Below are 17,615 nucleotides of genomic sequence, written 5' to 3' on the forward strand. Positions count from 1 at the left end.
CCAACATTCAGTATTATTCCTACAATTTTGCTTGGAAGTATTTAATTTTAATATATTTTTTATTCTTTTGTGTGATAAAATGTGAACAAGAAGAGGAGGCATATGCATGGAAATCACATTTTTTGGCACGAGTGCAGGTCTACCAACCAAAGAAAGAAACACCCAAGCAATTGCATTAAATTTAGAACCATACTCAAATAATGTTTGGTTATTTGATGTGGGTGAAGGGACTCAACATCAAATACTGCATCATTCAATCAAATTGGGTAAAGTTGATCATATTTTTATTACACATATGCACGGGGATCATATATTTGGTTTGCCCGGACTATTAACGAGTCGTTCATTTCAGGGTGGAGAAGGCAAGCCACTCACAGTAGTTGGACCAAAGGGTATTCAACAATTTATAGAAACGGCCTTACAACTATCTGAATCCAGATTAAATTATCCAATCACATACATAGAAATTGAAGATCAATTAAACTATCATCATAATGGTTTTAATGTGAACGCACATCTATTAAACCATGGTATTACATCTTATGGCTACAGAATTGAAGCGCCCTATACCCCAGGGAAAATTGATGTTCAAGCTTTAAAGGATATTGGTTTGGAACCGGGACCTAAGTATCAAGATATTAAAATTAATGAAACTTTTGAACATAATGGATTAATTTATGATTCTAATCAATTTAAAGGCGATGCTGTTAAAGGTCCTGTTATCGCTATATTTGGCGACACGATGCCTTGTAAAAATGAGTTGTTAATTGCTCAAGATGCAACAGTAATGGTACATGAAAGTACTTATATAGAAGGGGATAAAATGTTAGCAAACAATTATCACCACAGTCATATTGACGATGTGTTTGAGTTAATTGATGAAGCTCAAGTTGAATATAGTTTAATTACACACATAAGTAATCGCTATACAAAAGAAGAAGTGGAAACGATTAGTGAATCATTAAAGTCTCGAGACACAACACCACCATTCATGTTTGTTAACGATTTTGATTCGTGGTCATTTTAGTTACAGCTAATTCAAAATAGTAATATAGATATCTAACGAAAGCGTAAGTTCTTAATCTAGGAACTTGCGCTTTCAAGCTATCAACAGTGCCTTTAATATAGATTGACAATATGTTACTTCATGTTTTGTGCACGCTTTCCACGAGTTTAGTTGTAATATAAAGTGGTGAAATATTTCGAAATTAAAATAACACTAATTCATATGCAACATGCAATGAATTAGTGTTATTATTTTATATTTATAAATGAGTTAAAATAGCACTTGTATTTATACTTTAATTTAACTAATCGTCATCTTGACTTGATAATTCAATACTTCTATTAACAGCAGCGCGTAAACAATCTTCGAACACACCTTCAATATCATGTTCTGATAAAGCATTTAAGCCTGCTTGGGTAGTGCCACCTTTAGAAGTTATATTTTTCCTCAATTGTTCCATACTCAATTCAGATCGTTCAATCATTTTACTTGTGCCTATAATTAAATTACGGATAGATTCTTCAACTTGAGATTTCTCTAAACCTAGTTGCGTGCCCGCTGTCACATATTGTTCGAATACGTGATATAAAAAGGCTGGACCGCTTCCTGTAATTGCAGTAACTTGATGCAAGTTATCTTCAGAAACTTCTATTGCTGAACCAAATGCATTGATCAAATCATCAACTTCTTCTTTAGATTTTGGTCCAAAATTATTAGAAAAACTGATACCTGTTACAGAATGACCTACATGCGCATTTGTATTTGGCATAATACGAGCAATTGGATTATCAGCACCAATTTTTTCGCGAATATAGCTTATTGGTAAACCAGCCATAATAGAAATGAATTTATTATTTTCTGTTACATTAGGTCTAATACGCTCAGATAATACATCAAAATCATAAGGTTTTGTACCTAAAAATACATAATCAGCATCTTTTAATAATGCTTCATCATCATAACTATAATTCACACCTAATTTTTCTGCATAATCTTTAAGTGCAACTTCGTTAGAACGATTTGTTAAATAAATATTGTTAGAATCAATCACTTTTGAATTAACGATACCTGTAAAAATGGCATGAGCCATGTTACCAGCACCATAAAATACTAGTTTCATGTGAATATTTCACTTCCTCTTAGTTTTTATGTTTCTATACTAACATAGATTTATAATATAACTAATATTTATATTATATACATGACATATCATAGCCATTTCAATTATACTAACTGTACATTGACAAAGGGTAGGGATAATTATGATTGGCAAACATTATATTTTAACTGGAGGAACGAGTGGTTTAGGTAAAGCAATATTAAAGATACTATTAAAGAAAAGGGTGTTTGTGACAGTAATCGTACGTAATCCACAAAAATTAGATGATATTATTGCGCAGTATGGTACAGAGCATTTATCTATCATACAATGCGACTTACAATCACAAGCTCAAATTCTAAAGCTTAAGCATCATTTTCAAGACCAATCAATCGATGGTTTAATTTATTCATCTGGGTTAGGTTATTTTAAAGCAATAGAGCAACATAGTATTGATGAAATGTTAGAAACTTATACTTTAAATATAGTGAACTTCAATATACTTTTGACTACTATTCAACCATTTTTAAGTACTAATCCATCTATCGTTGGTATTGGTAGCCAGTCTGCTTTTTTAACACAAGCTTATGCTGCACATTACGGGGCAAGCAAAGCTGCTTTTAACCAAGTCTTGAATGCACTTCGCATTGAAAGACCTAACTATCATGTCCTAACTGTAAATACTGGCCCCATCGCTACACCATTTCATGAAAAAGCAGATCCATCGTTAGCATTTGCACAAAAATATAAAAGTATTATGTTAGATTCAGATAAATTAGCACAGCAAGTCGTAAAAGGGATACTTATGAACAAAACAGAAATCAATGAACCTAAATGGATGCATTTTATATTAAAGATTTATCAACTTGCACCACGTTTTATTGAAAAACATTTCACGATATTTTTTAAAAATAAAGCTTAATTGCTACTATTCTGTTTATGTATTATTGAACTTAAATGGCAATATAAAAAGAGTTAGTTGAACTTAAAAGATAATAGATGAGTAACATGACATCTACTTTCACAAGTATCAAACTAACTCTTTTTTAGTGTTGTGATTTATTATTTTAAATGCTGTGTATATTCCAGATTCTTAACACGATTACGTGCAACTTTTAGTTTTTCTAAACTAATTTCTTTTGATAATTCGTAATTCTTCACATTTTCATCTAATTGGTCAACGCTGCTTGCCCCCATAATAATAGAACCTAGAGCATCATGTGACGTAAGATAGTTAAATGTTAAACCAGTTAAATTATTTTCAACCTCTTTAATAGAGGCTATCGTTTCTCCTAATTCTTGGTAAGTATAATCAAATATACCTTCTGCAAATTTAGAATCTAACGCTTGATTACTATTGGTAGTTAACAATCCTTTAAAAACAGGGCCACGTGCAAGTACTTTAACCTTCTTAGCATGCACATCATCTAATAATACTTCTGGTCTATTATCAATTAAGTTAAATTGAGACATTAAAGTTTCGATGTCGCTGTGTTTTAAATAATAATCAATGACATTAGGTCGAATTGAAGATATGCCATACGCGCGCACAACACCTTCTTTTTTCAATTCATCAAATGCACTAATTGTTTCATCTAGTGGATCATCAATCGTACCACCATGTAATTGATATAAATCTAAGTGATCTAATTCTAGTCTTTGTAAAGAGTCCTTCACAGCAGCTTTGATATATTTTTTAGAAGGATCCCAAAATGTAGTACCATCATCAGCTAAATGATTACCTACTTTTGTGCCAATCACAATATCATCTCGATTTTGATATTTTTTCAAGGCTTTACCTACAATATCTTCGTTTACACCTTTATCATAAATATCAGCCGTATCAAAATATGTGATGCCTTGTTCAATCGCACGTTCTATAATTGGCTCTGCTTGTTCATAATCAGTGCCTAAACTCATACAGCCTAAACCTAATTCTGAGATTTCAATACCACTTTTTAAAATATTTTTTTGCATGTCGTTTCTCCTTTCGATACACTTGATGATAGGGCATAGACGTAACAAAATAAGTCGTTATGAATTACTTTTATGCATTGCGCAAAAATTTTGATATAAATGAAATCTAAATACTTAGATTTCTACAAATATCGCTTTTATCGCTTTTGCTATTCCCTGAAACACTAACGTGTTAATCTTAACAATAACTTAATTCAAATAAAAGGAACGTGATTATAATGAATCTATTCGAGAAAACATTACATAAAGAGTCCATCTACAAAGGTGCAATTATTGATTTAGAAGTCCATGATATAGAACTACCCGATGGACAAACGTCAAAACGTGAATTAGTCTACCATAACGGGGCAGTTGCAGTATGTGCAATCAATCCAGATAACCAAGTTATTCTCGTCAGACAGTATCGTAAACCCGCTGAAAAAACATTATTAGAAATACCAGCTGGAAAATTAGAATTAAATGAAGAAAGAGAATCAGCTGCCAAAAGAGAATTAGAAGAAGAAACGGGCTATATTGCTGAAAATTTAGAATTGATTACTGAAATGTACGGTTCTCCTGGCTTCTCTAATGAAAAGATTTCAATTTATCTTGCCAAAGACCTTAAAATAGGTGAAATGAATTTAGATGATGACGAATTTATTGAAATCGAAACATATAATATTAAAGAAATAACATCCATGCTCCAAAACAAAGAAATCGAGGATGCTAAAACAATTATTGCTTTACAATATCTATTACTTAATTATAATCATTCCAAATAACTTGCCTACAGACTTGCGTATTTTATCAATTATTGGTATTTTATATATATAAATCATTATGTAAATTGAAATGATTATAATTATTAGTAGGGGAGTGAGGCTTCCGTGGAAGAACGATTAAATCGCGTGAAGCAACAATTACAACAATCATCTTATAAATTAACTCCGCAGCGCGAAGCAACGTTAAGAGTTTTAATTGAAAATGAGAAAGATCATTTAAGCGCTGAAGACGTTTATTTAAAAGTTAAAGATAAAGCACCTGAAATAGGACTTGCGACTGTCTATCGTACGTTAGAATTATTAGCAGAATTAAAAGTTGTGGATAAAATTAATTTTGGTGATGGTGTTGCCCGTTTTGATTTACGTAAAGAAGGCGCGAAGCATTTCCACCATCACCTTGTTTGTATGGAATGCGGTAAAGTAGAAGAAATCGAAGAAGATTTATTGCCTCAAGTGGAAGAAAAAGTAGAGCAAGATTTTAACTTTAGAATTTCAGACCATCGCTTAACATTCCATGGTGTATGCTCAGATTGCCAAGCTCAAGGTAAGTAAGCTCAACATCATACACTATTTTATAAATAGAGGTGGTACCATTGGATACGATAATTGAAGAATATTTGAGATTTATCCAACTAGAAAAAGGGTTGAGTTCGAATACAATTGGCGCATATAGAAGAGACTTAAAAAAATATGCCACTTTTTTAGAAGAACAAAAAATAGGGCATATAGATTTTGTAGATAGACAATTAATCAATCAATGCCTCGGCTATTTACACGACGAGGGTGCTTCCGCAAAATCATTGGCGCGTTTCATATCTACAGTACGCAGTTTTCATCAGTTCGCATTACGAGAAAAATATGCTGCAAAAGATCCAACTGTATTAATCGAAACACCGAAATATGATAGGAAATTACCTGATGTCTTAGAAGTAGATGAAGTACTTGCTTTGCTTGAGACTCCGAACTTATCAAAAATTAACGGCTATAGAGATCGTACAATGTTAGAATTGTTATATGCTACAGGCATGCGCGTTTCTGAACTTATACACATTGAACTTGAGGATATCAATTTAATCATGGGCTTCGTCAAAGTATTTGGTAAAGGAAACAAAGAACGCATTATCCCATTAGGTGATGCAGTAATAGAATATTTAAATACATATTTAGATACAACACGCCCTCAATTATTGAAGCGTACTGTGACAAATGTATTGTTTTTAAATATGCATGGTAAACCTTTATCAAGACAAGCTATTTGGAAAATGATTAAACAAAACGGTGTAAAAGCGAATATCAATAAGACGTTGACACCACATACATTGAGACATTCATTTGCTACACATTTACTTGAAAATGGTGCTGATTTACGTGCTGTACAAGAAATGTTAGGACATTCTGATATTTCGACAACACAACTTTACACACATGTCTCAAAATCACAAATTCGCAAAATGTATAATGAATTTCATCCACGTGCATAAACACAAACCAGTTTATTCGTTGAATAGCTAGCTTGTGTTTTTTTGTTTGCGTCGCCATTTTAATATGACTTGTTTTTTCATTTAACTTAAGTTTATTCTTTTTTTGCACGGCGTATATCAAGTGCTTGTTGTCGCGCTTTGTCAACTTCTGAACGATCTCTTTCTAAATGATGATTTACAATATAACTATCTTCTATCAAATGTGGTGTTCTAACAAAATCAGGGTATTTTTTAAAAATATCCTGTTCCATTTCTTTTGTTATTGGTAATTGAATTGGCACAAATTGCTTAGCACTAGCCACAGACTGAATTAATTCTATGATAATTTTTTTATATTTATCTGTATAGATGCCTAAATCAATGGATTGTTCACTTTGTTCTATAACACTTAATGCTTTTTTAAATGATCGTAACGCACCAACATTGTTATGTCTGCGATAATGATAGCAACCTGTTGCTAACAAAATCAAACTTACAATCGCATCATCTTTACTAAATTGCGGATTTTCTTTCCAAGCTTCTTCTAAAATGTCATGACACAAAAAGTAGTGTTGTTCCGTATGAAATTGATAATAAAAATCTTGCAATGCATTTTCCATAATTAAAACCGCTCCAAATTTAAATGTTTTCATTAAACATGCTATAATATTTTAGTGAAATACGCACATAACTTGCTATATGAGGTAGATACTATGTATGAAGTAAAACTAGATGCTTTTAATGGTCCTTTAGATTTATTATTGCATCTCATTCAAAAAATTGAAATTGATATTTATGATATTCCCATGAAAGCATTAACAGAACAATATATGCAATATATACATGCAATGAATCAATTAGAGATTAATGTTGCTAGTGAATATTTAGTTATGGCTTCTGAACTGCTTATGATTAAAAGTAAAATGCTGTTACCACAATCAGAAGAAGTCGACGAATTAGAAGAGGATCCACGTGAAGATTTAGTAGGACGATTAATTGAATATCAAAATTATAAAGAATATACTGAGATATTAAATGAAAAGAAATCTGAACGTGCTTTTTACTTTTCAAAGCATCCAACTGATTTAACACACCTAGAATCTAATGAAACATGGGATTCAAGTAATACAATTGATTTAACAGAATTAATCATCGCTTATCAAAAAGTTAAAAATCGCGTTGAATTCAACACGCCAAAAACTGTAGATATACGTAAAGAAACATTTACGATTCAACAAGCAACTTCTCAAGTTAATGCGCGTTTACAACAACATGATTCGTTTAATTTTTTTAGTTTGTTTAATTTTACAGAACCTGTTGAAATGGTGGTCACACATTTTCTAGCAATACTTGAAATGTCTAAATCGGGCATTGTAAATATAGAACAACTCAAAAATTTCGACGATATCAACATTATAAGAGGGGTAAACTATGGCATTGAACGATAAGGGTATACTAGAAGCATTACTTTATACAGCAGGTGACGAAGGTTTAGATGAAAAACAATTACTTGAAATTTTAGACATTGACCAAACACAATTGTCACTACTCGTTTCTGAATACATATCAGATGGCTTAGAAATTCAACATTTTGGTCAAACTTATGTACTTACAACAAAAAAAGATGCAGCAAATTATATTGAAAAATTAATAGAACAAAAATCAAAAATGAAATTATCGCAAGCAGCAATGGAATCATTGTCTATTATTGCCTACAATCAACCTTTATCACGAAGCGACATTGAGATGATAAGAGGTATAAATTCTGACGGCGCTGTTAAAACTTTAATCGCTCGTGGGCTAATAGAAGCTAAAGACGAAGCGGATTCCAGAAGCCAACAACTCTATACCACAGAACTATTTTTAAACGTATTTGGCATTGAACATTTAGATGATTTACCAACAACTGATGAGGAAGATGAAGAAATAGAAGCTTTCTTCAGTAACTTAGTAAATCAAAAAGGAGAAAATAATGAATAAAGAGACAGAAAGATTACAAAAACGTATTGCAAACAGTGGTCACACGTCACGTAGAAAAGCAGAAACATTAATCACAGAGGGCAAAGTCTTAGTTAATGGCTCAGTAGTAACAGAGCTAGGTACGAAAGTTAAACCTTCGGATACAATTGAAGTTGAGGGCATTAAATTAGAACAACAAGATAAACTATATATTTTATTTTATAAACCAGCACAAGTTATCACTAGTGTATCGGACGATAGAGGTAGAAAAGTAGTTACAGATTACTTTAAACAAATTAAAACAAGAATTTATCCAGTGGGTCGTTTAGATTATGATACTTCAGGTTTACTTTTATTAACTAACGACGGCGAATTCACTAATTTAATGACACATCCGAGTTATAAAATTAAGAAAAAATATGTTGTTAAATTAAAAGGCTATTTAATGCGTGAAGAAGTTAAAGCTTTAGAACATGGTGTTGAACTAGAAGATGGCCATACACAACCAGCTACTGTAAAAGTAAAGAACCAAGATAAAGATAAAAATTCAACACTTGTTGAAATTACAATTACAGAAGGACGCAATAGACAAGTCCGTCGCATGTTTGAACATTTTGGTCACGAAGTTACAAAATTACAACGCATTGAAGTTGGTCCGCTTAACCTAAAAGGGCTTAATGCAGGTGAAGGCAGAGTCTTAACACCTCATGAAGTAAAAGTGATGCGTCAACTTGCAGAACATGGTAACTAATTGTTATTACGTTTAATTTAATTTAAATCATGAGAAAATTTTCACAATCTTTTCTTCGTAATCACTTTTCCTATTAAACGTATGATATAATGTGATTAAATTGAAAGTTAGCAGTGTGGGAGGTACATATGTATGTCAAATGAAATACTTATCGTAGATGATGAAGATCGAATCAGAAGATTATTAAAATTATACCTTGAAAGAGAATCTTTTGAGATACATGAAGCAAGTGATGGTAATGAAGCGTATAAAATGGCGATGGAACATGATTATTCATGTATTTTATTAGACCTTATGCTTCCAGAAATGGATGGTATCACTGTTGCTTCACGTCTCAGAGAACACAAAGAAACACCAATTATTATGTTGACTGCTAAAGGTGAAGAAACAAATAGGGTAGAAGGATTCGAATCTGGTGCAGACGATTATATCGTGAAACCATTTTCTCCTCGTGAAGTGGTATTACGCGTCAAAGCGTTGTTAAGACGTACACAAGTAGCGCATACAGAACAAAGTGAACCTCATGCGCGTGATTTAATTGAATTTGACCACCTTGTCATTGACAACGATGCACACAGAGTATTAGCAGATAATAACCAAGTTAATTTAACACCAAAAGAATATGAGTTGTTAATATTTCTAGCTAAAACACCTAACAAAGTCTTTGATCGAGAACAGCTTCTAAAAGAAGTATGGCATTATGAATTCTACGGCGACTTGCGTACTGTAGATACTCACGTTAAACGTTTAAGAGAAAAATTAAATCGAGTATCTGATGCAGCAGCTCAAATGATTCAAACTGTTTGGGGTGTTGGTTATAAATTCGAGGTTAAGTCCAATGATGAATCGGCTAAATAATGTAGTAATAAAACTGTGGTTAACTATTATTTTAATAGTAACGACAGTTTTAATTTTACTAAGTGCTGCACTCATAACATTTATTCAGTCCTATTTTACGCAAGAAACCGAAGATTCATTACTCAAAGATGCACAGCGTATCAGTCAATTGGTGGAAAGTGCAGATGATAAAACTACAGCTATTGAATACAGTCGTAAATTGATAGAAAACCCAGATGGGCTTATTATTATGAATGATAAGCATATGGTGAGCCAACATAAAGATAAAATTAAAGACAAGATGTTTAAAGAAATTAAAAACAATAAAGATTATAACCAAGTGTTTGATAAAGGAAAACAAATTTCAGAACACGTTACTGTCAAAATCAATGGGCAACAGCGGACTTATGTGTTAATTGGTTATCCTGCTAAAAACTTGACTGAGCAAGATAATAATCGAAATAATAACTACAGTGGCGTATTTATCTATCAAGATTTAAAAACGATTGAAGAAACCAATAACGTAATTACAGTTATTATTTTAATTATCGCTATTATCTTCTTAGCTATTACAACCGTTTTTGCCTTTTTCTTATCATCTCGTATAACAAAACCGTTACGAAATTTACGGACACAGGCCTTGAAAGTTTCTAAAGGAGATTATGCTCAAGTCGTACCTGTCAATACGCGCGATGAAATTGGTGAGTTATCTCGTACGTTTAATACGATGAGTTCTGAAATTCAACAACATATAGATGCCTTGTCATCTTCAAAAAATATTCGTGATAGTTTAATCAATTCTATGATTGAAGGTGTATTGGGATACAATGATAAAAAAGAAATTATAATTTCTAATAAAATGGCTCAAAACACACTTCAAATACTTGGTGATCATGAACTCAAAAAGCTTGATAAACAAAATGAACGTACTTTCAAAAACAAGCAAACACAATTTGAAGAATATGAAATAAATACGCGTTATTTAGTAATAATAACGAGTTATATTGACCAAATTCAACCAGATGGTCGTAGTGGTATCGTAGCTATTATTCGTGATATGACAAACGAACATAACATAGACCAAATGAAAAAAGATTTTATTGCTAATGTTTCACATGAATTACGTACGCCTATTTCATTACTACAAGGCTATACTGAGTCTATAGTGGACGGCATCGTCACAGAGCCCGATGAAATACATGAATCACTATCTATTGTACTAGATGAAACTAAACGCTTAAATCGACTTGTAAATGAGCTTCTCAGTGTTGCACGTATGGATGCTGAGGGGCTAACGGTAGAAAAATCTGTTCAGCCTATTGATACATTGCTAAATAAAATGCAACAAAAATATCAAAGTCATGCAGAGAGTTTAGGTTTAAGCATCAATTTAAATCCAAATACGCACGAACAGCTGTGGTATTATGATTTAGATCGAATTGAACAAGTCTTAACTAATTTGATAGACAATGCAACAAGGTATACCGAAGCAGGAGATGCCATCACTATCAGTTATGGGGAAACAGAGACAGAAAATATATTATATATTACAGACACGGGCTCTGGTATTGCGCCAGAGCATCTACAACAAGTGTTTGAACGTTTTTATAAAGTTGATTCCTCGCGTAAACGTGGTAAACAAGGTACAGGTCTAGGTTTATTTATATGTCGAATGATTATAGATGAACATGGTGGTAGTATTGACGTTAAAAGTAAACTAGGTAAAGGAACAACATTTATTGTCAAATTACCAAAGTTAACTAATAATGAGATGTTATAGAAAATAGTTGAGTGGTTACTGCTTCAATTAAACTAATCAAACATTAATATAAAGACCGGCGAAATCATTATTGTGATTTCGCCGGTCTTTATTATCAATTATGCTTGCAGACTCACTAAAAAGTGTAGGTTTTCTTTAATTTAGTCGCTTTTACTCCCTTTTTAGCATATTTAGAGCAATAGTATTGTTTTTACCTGAGTAATAAGCTATGATATATTTATAAAAATTTAAGATATTCATCTTCGGGGTAGGGTGTAATTCCCAACCGGCAGTAATTAAAGCCTGCGACCCATTTATTTTCATTTAAATAAATGGCTGATCTAGTGAAAATCTAGAGCCGACAGTAAAGTCTGGATGGGAGAAGATGGAGGGTTATTTGTTGTGCTATTAAATCCTCCTATTCGATGAATGATGAATGGAAGGAGATAATTTAATATGCAACAACAAACAAAACGACTTATTACGATAAGTATGTTAAGTGCGGTTTCTTTTATATTGATGTTTATAAAATTTCCAATACCATTTTTACCGCCTTATTTAACTTTAGACTTTAGTGATGTGCCCGCATTATTAGCTACATTCACACTCGGACCGCTCGCTGGTATCATTGTAGAATTTATAAAAAATATATTAAACTTTTTATTTAATCTTGGAGATCCAGTAGGTCCAGTTGCTAACTTTTTAGCAGCATCCAGTTTTTTACTAACAGCTTATTATGTTACTAAAAACAAATATAACCTTAAATCACAGATTATAGGTTTTACTGTAGCAACTATTGTAATGACAATTATTCTAAGTATCTTGAACTACTTTGTGTTGTTACCTTTATATGGCATGATTATGAATTTATCTAATGTTGTAGAAAACGTTAAGATTGTCATTGTATCTGGTGTTATTCCATTCAACATTATTAAAGGCGCTATTATTTCTATAGTGTTCATTCTTTTATTTAAACGTTTAAAAAATGTATTACCAAAATAAATATAAAAACATCTGAGAGATTAACACTCAGATAAAGAAAAACAGGGTGATTTCTATTGAAGTAATACAGAAATCGCTCTGTTTTTATATTTTAAATCAACTATTCATAATTTAAAATCATTTTAGACATAAAAATTAGCATGCTCCATGCAATGTGAACACGCTAACCTTAAACGTAGCCATTAGTAAATATAATTAGTAATCACTATATTTAGACAAACGCTTATTATATATTATTAAGTATAAACCGCATACTTACTTTTATGGTACTAAACTTGCTTTTATTCAAACTTTAACGCATCTCCATCAAATGATTCTTCTTCAATTTTAATTGAATCAGTAGGACAACCATCTAACGCATCTTCCATATCCTCATATAATTCTTCCGGCACCTCTGCTGTACCTTTGTTGTCATCTAGTATCACATAAGCAATACCTTCATCATCATAGTCATATATATCAGGGGCAGCGGCACCACAAGCACCACATGCAATGCATGTATCCATATCAACAATTGTATATTTAGCCAATTTCTTCGCCTCCTTTGACAAAAATGCTACACTAATAGCACAATTATTATTGTAGTCACTGTTTTAAGATTTTTCAAATGTTTTCGTTTTATAGAATGAGGGAGTAAACATGTATAATATAATCCAATTTGCACAAACACATGCACACAATTACAAAACTGAAAAAAGTATATTTAATATTATCACAGGGAAAAAGTCACATCAAACCTTTTTTGATGCCTGTAGTCAACAACTCTTGTCATTATATCACAGCATGCCTAACTTGAAATATCAGTCGTTTGAGCGATATTTCAATCAATTTAATGCTCAAGATAATAGCTATCAAAATATCGCTAATCATCCGAGACATACGTTTGATAGTTTAACTAACACATTTAAAGCCATACAATTATTAACTCAGACCCTATCTAATACTAAACATAAGGTCTATCAATTCGTACCTATTACTCAACATAGTACTGTACACCAACAAGTTAAATTTGTATATAAAGAAATTATAAGCAATCAATTACAGGACCAATTCATTGCAGAACTTACGACATTATTCCAATCTATGTTGAATAAAAACAACACAATATATATTCACTATTACCTACAAGGTTTTGAAGAAAGTATGTATACACGACAACAAATTAGTTTAATAGAAGACATACCACAAGAACACTTATTTGAATTAGAATTTACAGATTTAGTCACATTAATGTACGAGATTGAGCACGAATCTAACTATCCACTGTTAAATAAACTGATTGTGCTACCATCATTATTAAATAAAACAGAGCAAACTTACGTAGGTTTACAAAATGGATTAAACTTCGAACAACTGGCTGCACAACAAAATGTTAAACCTAATACGATAGATGATCATATTTTAGAGCTATTTATAAAAGGCTACATATCGAATTATGAAGATTATTTAACACATTCAACTTATACTGATTTCATGACTTATTACATTTCACATCGTAGTGAGAGGTTACGCAATTATAAAGAAATATTTTCTGACCTCAGCTATTTTGAATTGAAATTGATTATCGTTGGAATTGAGAGAGGTGAAATCAATGTTACAACATGAGCTAAAAAAGTGGTTCGGGTTTGAGACTTTTAAACCTGGTCAACAAGAGATTATAGAAAGTGTATTGAACAATGAAGATACATTAGGTATTTTACCTACAGGAAGTGGTAAAAGTCTTTGTTATCAATTACCAACATACATACGTCAACAACCGACTCTCATCATTTCACCACTCATTTCTTTGATGGATGATCAAGTCATGCAACTCAAATTACATGGTGAACATCATGTCTGTTGTATTCATTCAGGCATGGATGAAAATGAGAGAAAAAGAAACATTGAATCACTAACAAATAGTCGATTTATCTATTTAAGTCCAGAATTTATACTCCAACCGCAAAATTTCAAACTCATTAAAAATTTGAATATCGGCATGGTCGTATTAGATGAAGCACATTGCTTATCTGAATGGGGATATGATTTCAGACCGCACTATGCACTTATAGGTAAAATTATCGCACGTTTTCCGACAGCAACCGTGCTTGCTCTGACTGCCACAGCACCGAATTATTTAACTTATGATTTAAATGCTATGTTAAAAAAATCTTTTCATGTCATTAAAACGAGTATGAATAGAGACAATATTTCTTTAACTCATAAAAATTTCGCAGACGATGAAGCTAAATTAAAATGGTTACTTCCAGCATTAGAAAATTCAGGACCTACAATTATATATGTTTCTTCCAAAAAAGTGTGCCTAACCTTAGCAAAAGAAATATATAACTATGGGTTTTTAACAGGGATTTATCATGGAGATTTATCTTATCAAGAACGGCACACAGTTCAGCATCAATTTTTGAATAATGAAATACCTATCATCGTGGCAACCAGTGCATTTGGTATGGGCATTAATAAAAAAGATATACGTTCTATTTTTCATTACCATTTATCAACAAGTCCATCAAACTACATGCAAGAAATTGGTCGTGCTGGTCGTGATGGGGCTGACAGTCAAGCAATTAGTCTATTTCAACCTGATGATAGTTTTTTACTAGAAACACTATTATTTACGGATATGATGACCACTGAGGATGTAGATGCCTTTGAAGTAGGTGCCTTTGTAACTCCGGATAAATTTGAAATATTAGAAATATTAAATAGCTATTACTCATTTACTGAGTTGCGTACGATATTCGACAGGACCTATCAACGAAAACGCCAAGGTTATATACGTATGCTAGGATACAAAAACCTAGACCAATGTCGACGTACTTATATGATGGAATTCTTTGGTGAAACGTTAAGTAAAAGACCTGATCAATGCTGTGATAATGATTCTGATTTAAATGTAATTAATTTAATTAATAGAAAAAAAGTAAAAAGAAAAATGGATTTTAATGAAAAAATACAAAATTTGTTTAAATAATAGACAAATACTTTACTTCACTTTTTCAAACAAGCTATAATACTACATATATACTAGTTTAATAGTGATTTTTTGCATAAAAAGTTATACATATTTACTTATTTTTAGGGTATAACAGTATATACTTAAATTAAAACGAGGAAGGATGATGAATTTGTCTAACAACAATTTTAAAGATGATTTTGAAAAAAATCGTCAATCCATTGATCCAAAAGAACATCAAGACAATGCAAAGGATTCCGTTAACGGTTCAGTTGACAACGTAAAAGAGGAAGTTTCTGATAAGACAGACGAACAATTCCCTCCTAGAAACGCTCAAAGAAGACAGCGCAGACGTGACACAGCAACAAATCAAAATTCAGATAATCAGCCTGAACATGACAATGATGAAGTTCAAGGCGAAAATCAATCACCACAAGATAATAATAACTCAACAAAAGATCCTTCGAAGAATAATGATTTAAGCCCTGGATCTACAAACAATCAAAATACAAAAGAAAACCAAAATGATTCCAATGAAAATATTGAATCACAAAAAGATAATGAATCTAATAAGAAAGGTGCTGCTGTAGCTGGTGGCACTGCTGCAACTGGTGCAGGTGCTTATGCTGCTGGCAAGCACAATGATAATAAAGATTCAGAAAATGACTTAAATGATAATGAACAAAATATCAACAACTCTGATAACGAACAAGCAGACAAATCAGATGATGCTTCGCATTCAGAAAATGATAATAATAGTTCTAAGAAAAAAGGTGCTGCTGTAGCTGGAGGCGCCGCTGCCGCAACCGGTGCAGGTGCTTATGCTGCTGGCAAGCATAGTGATAACAAAGATGAACATAAGCAAGATAACAACCAAGATAATAACAATAAAGCAACCGAGCAGAATAAAAATGAAAAAGATATAGAAGATCAAGATAAAAAAGAGCAAGATAAAGATAACTCTAAGAAAAAAGGCGCTGCTGTAGCTGGAGGTGCCGCTGCAACTGGTGCAGGTGCTTATGCTGCTGGCAAGCACAAAGGCAACAAAGACAATAAAGATAATCACAGCGAAAACGAAGCACAAGATAAAGATGAAAAGAACAAAGAAAAAAATGGTTCTAAGAAAAAAGGTGCTGCTGTAGCTGGTGGCGCTGCTACTGCCGGAACAGGTGCTGCCGCAGCGGCACATTCTAAAGCTGGCGGCAATGGCAACGGCGGTAATGGTAATGGCGGCAATGGTAATAATGGTGATAACAATGATGACGATAATAAGAAAAAGAAAAAAGGCGGTTTATTAGGTAAATTATTACCAATATTAGCTGCGATATTAATATTAGCTGCAATTGCTATTTTCGGTGGCATGGCTTTAACTGGCGATGACGATGGTGACAAAAATAGCGATGACAAAAAAGTAGCTGATAATAAAGATAGTAAGTCTGACTCTGAAAAAGATAAAGATGAAGATAAAAAATCAGAAGATGATAAAGCCAATAAAGATGAAGACAAAGATGACTCATCTGCAAACTCAGAAGACAGCAATAGCGGTTCAGATTCTGCCAATTCTGATAGCGAAAACACTGACCAAGCAAACAGTGATGCTAATTCTGATCAATCAAGTAACGATGCTAATTCTGATTCAGCTAGCAATGGTACACAAGATGCAACAAATAGTACGCAAGACAGTCAAGGTCAAAGCGACCAAAACAGTCAGAGCGGTCAAGATCAACAAAGTGATCAATCTAACGCTCAAAGCAATTCATCTTCAGATCAATCACAAGCAACTAACAACCAAGATAGCGAACAAGCAAATAATAACTCTGGCCAACAATCACATGTAGTCAATGGTCAAAACCTATATAGAATTGCTATTCAATATTATGGTAGTGGTTCTCCTGAAAACGTTGAAAAAATCAGACAAGCAAATAATCTACAAGGAAATGAAATCCATAATGGACAACGCCTTGTTATTCCACAATAGTTCATCACCTTATAAGTAAAAACCAATTAAACGACCAAACTCCTTAAATTAGTGAGTTTGGTCGTTTTTTATT

At 32.5% G+C, this 17,615-nt stretch carries 18 protein-coding genes and 1 riboswitch; of the genes, 14 read left to right on the forward strand and 4 right to left on the reverse strand.

The genetic code is table 11. The features are described from left to right. Positions 1-106 precede the first annotated feature (106 nt). Positions 107-1,027 carry a ribonuclease Z gene (gene rnz / locus AST02_RS03065; RefSeq protein ID WP_046465392.1) on the forward strand — a complete coding sequence of 307 codons (921 nt, stop codon included), beginning with the start codon at positions 107-109 and terminating at the stop codon, positions 1,025-1,027. A gap of 283 nt (positions 1,028-1,310) precedes the next feature. Here rnz and proC read toward each other — a convergent pair whose 3' ends face one another. Then, entirely contained in the window at positions 1,311-2,126 is an 816-nt protein-coding gene (proC, locus tag AST02_RS03070; protein WP_002507543.1) for a pyrroline-5-carboxylate reductase, read from the reverse strand. Between the two features lie 142 nt (positions 2,127-2,268). Here proC and AST02_RS03075 point away from each other — a divergent pair, with 142 nt between their 5' ends. Then, positions 2,269-3,027 carry an SDR family NAD(P)-dependent oxidoreductase gene (locus AST02_RS03075; RefSeq protein WP_046465390.1) on the forward strand — a complete coding sequence of 253 codons (759 nt, stop codon included), beginning with the start codon at positions 2,269-2,271 and terminating at the stop codon, positions 3,025-3,027. A 140-nt stretch (positions 3,028-3,167) separates the two neighbouring features. Here the strand turns inward: AST02_RS03075 and AST02_RS03080 are convergent, their stop codons facing one another. After that, complete coding sequence (locus tag AST02_RS03080) at positions 3,168-4,082, reverse strand: aldo/keto reductase (protein ID WP_069815558.1); 915 nt, start codon at positions 4,080-4,082, stop codon at positions 3,168-3,170. 218 nt (positions 4,083-4,300) lie between these two features. Here AST02_RS03080 and AST02_RS03085 point away from each other — a divergent pair, with 218 nt between their 5' ends. The 3 genes from AST02_RS03085 (at position 4,301) to xerD (ending at position 6,324) form a co-directional block, all read left to right on the forward strand. Then, a complete protein-coding gene (locus AST02_RS03085) occupies positions 4,301-4,843 on the forward strand; it encodes an NUDIX hydrolase (RefSeq protein ID WP_069815560.1) in 543 nt (180 codons plus the stop codon). 105 nt (positions 4,844-4,948) lie between these two features. Then, a complete protein-coding gene (fur, locus tag AST02_RS03090; protein ID WP_046465387.1) occupies positions 4,949-5,395 on the forward strand; it encodes a ferric iron uptake transcriptional regulator in 447 nt (148 codons plus the stop codon). A 41-nt stretch (positions 5,396-5,436) separates the two neighbouring features. After that, entirely contained in the window at positions 5,437-6,324 is an 888-nt protein-coding gene (gene xerD / locus AST02_RS03095; protein ID WP_046465386.1) for a site-specific tyrosine recombinase XerD, read from the forward strand. Between the two features lie 92 nt (positions 6,325-6,416). Here the strand turns inward: xerD and AST02_RS03100 are convergent, their stop codons facing one another. After that, positions 6,417-6,923: a DUF309 domain-containing protein gene (locus AST02_RS03100; RefSeq protein ID WP_069815562.1), complete on the reverse strand. Its 507-nt coding sequence runs from the start codon at positions 6,921-6,923 to the stop codon at positions 6,417-6,419. A gap of 93 nt (positions 6,924-7,016) precedes the next feature. Here AST02_RS03100 and AST02_RS03105 point away from each other — a divergent pair, with 93 nt between their 5' ends. The 6 genes from AST02_RS03105 (at position 7,017) to AST02_RS03130 (ending at position 12,611) form a co-directional block, all read left to right on the forward strand. Continuing rightward, positions 7,017-7,751, forward strand: coding sequence for a segregation and condensation protein A (locus tag AST02_RS03105; protein WP_069815563.1), 735 nt, complete (start codon positions 7,017-7,019; stop codon positions 7,749-7,751). Continuing rightward, positions 7,741-8,283 carry an SMC-Scp complex subunit ScpB gene (gene scpB / locus AST02_RS03110; RefSeq protein WP_046465638.1) on the forward strand — a complete coding sequence of 181 codons (543 nt, stop codon included), beginning with the start codon at positions 7,741-7,743 and terminating at the stop codon, positions 8,281-8,283. The genes AST02_RS03105 and scpB overlap by 11 nt, the downstream gene beginning before the upstream one ends. Continuing rightward, complete coding sequence (locus AST02_RS03115) at positions 8,276-9,013, forward strand: pseudouridine synthase (protein WP_046465383.1); 738 nt, start codon at positions 8,276-8,278, stop codon at positions 9,011-9,013. The genes scpB and AST02_RS03115 overlap by 8 nt, the downstream gene beginning before the upstream one ends. Before the next feature lie 132 nt (positions 9,014-9,145). Next, positions 9,146-9,871, forward strand: a complete 726-nt coding sequence (locus AST02_RS03120; RefSeq protein ID WP_002507553.1) for a response regulator transcription factor — start codon at positions 9,146-9,148, stop codon at positions 9,869-9,871. After that, entirely contained in the window at positions 9,855-11,630 is a 1,776-nt protein-coding gene (locus tag AST02_RS03125) for an ATP-binding protein (protein ID WP_046465637.1), read from the forward strand. Before AST02_RS03120 ends, AST02_RS03125 begins: the two co-directional genes overlap by 17 nt. 234 nt (positions 11,631-11,864) lie before the next feature. Continuing rightward, positions 11,865-12,000, forward strand: a riboswitch (FMN riboswitch). Positions 12,001-12,065: 65 nt separating this feature from the next. Further along, a complete protein-coding gene (locus AST02_RS03130) occupies positions 12,066-12,611 on the forward strand; it encodes an ECF transporter S component (protein ID WP_069815565.1) in 546 nt (181 codons plus the stop codon). A 281-nt stretch (positions 12,612-12,892) separates the two neighbouring features. Here AST02_RS03130 and AST02_RS03135 read toward each other — a convergent pair whose 3' ends face one another. Continuing rightward, positions 12,893-13,141 carry a ferredoxin gene (locus AST02_RS03135; RefSeq protein ID WP_002507556.1) on the reverse strand — a complete coding sequence of 83 codons (249 nt, stop codon included), beginning with the start codon at positions 13,139-13,141 and terminating at the stop codon, positions 12,893-12,895. Between the two features lie 109 nt (positions 13,142-13,250). On the opposite strand from AST02_RS03135, the gene AST02_RS03140 reads away from it, so the two are divergent. The 3 genes from AST02_RS03140 to ebpS all read left to right on the forward strand — a co-directional run bounded on the left by AST02_RS03140 (position 13,251) and on the right by ebpS (position 17,542). Beyond that, the gene (locus AST02_RS03140) at positions 13,251-14,216 is read left to right on the forward strand and encodes a helix-turn-helix domain-containing protein (RefSeq protein ID WP_046465381.1); all 966 of its coding nucleotides are present in this window, start codon (positions 13,251-13,253) and stop codon (positions 14,214-14,216) included. After that, positions 14,203-15,582, forward strand: a complete 1,380-nt coding sequence (locus AST02_RS03145; protein WP_046465380.1) for a RecQ family ATP-dependent DNA helicase — start codon at positions 14,203-14,205, stop codon at positions 15,580-15,582. Before AST02_RS03140 ends, AST02_RS03145 begins: the two co-directional genes overlap by 14 nt. 148 nt (positions 15,583-15,730) lie before the next feature. Beyond that, a complete protein-coding gene (gene ebpS, locus AST02_RS03150; RefSeq protein WP_069815567.1) occupies positions 15,731-17,542 on the forward strand; it encodes an elastin-binding protein EbpS in 1,812 nt (603 codons plus the stop codon). The last annotated feature ends 73 nt before the right edge of the window (positions 17,543-17,615 follow it).

This window comes from Staphylococcus equorum (assembly GCF_001747895.1).
In the GTDB taxonomy this organism is placed as follows: Bacteria; Bacillota; Bacilli; order Staphylococcales; family Staphylococcaceae; genus Staphylococcus; species Staphylococcus equorum_A.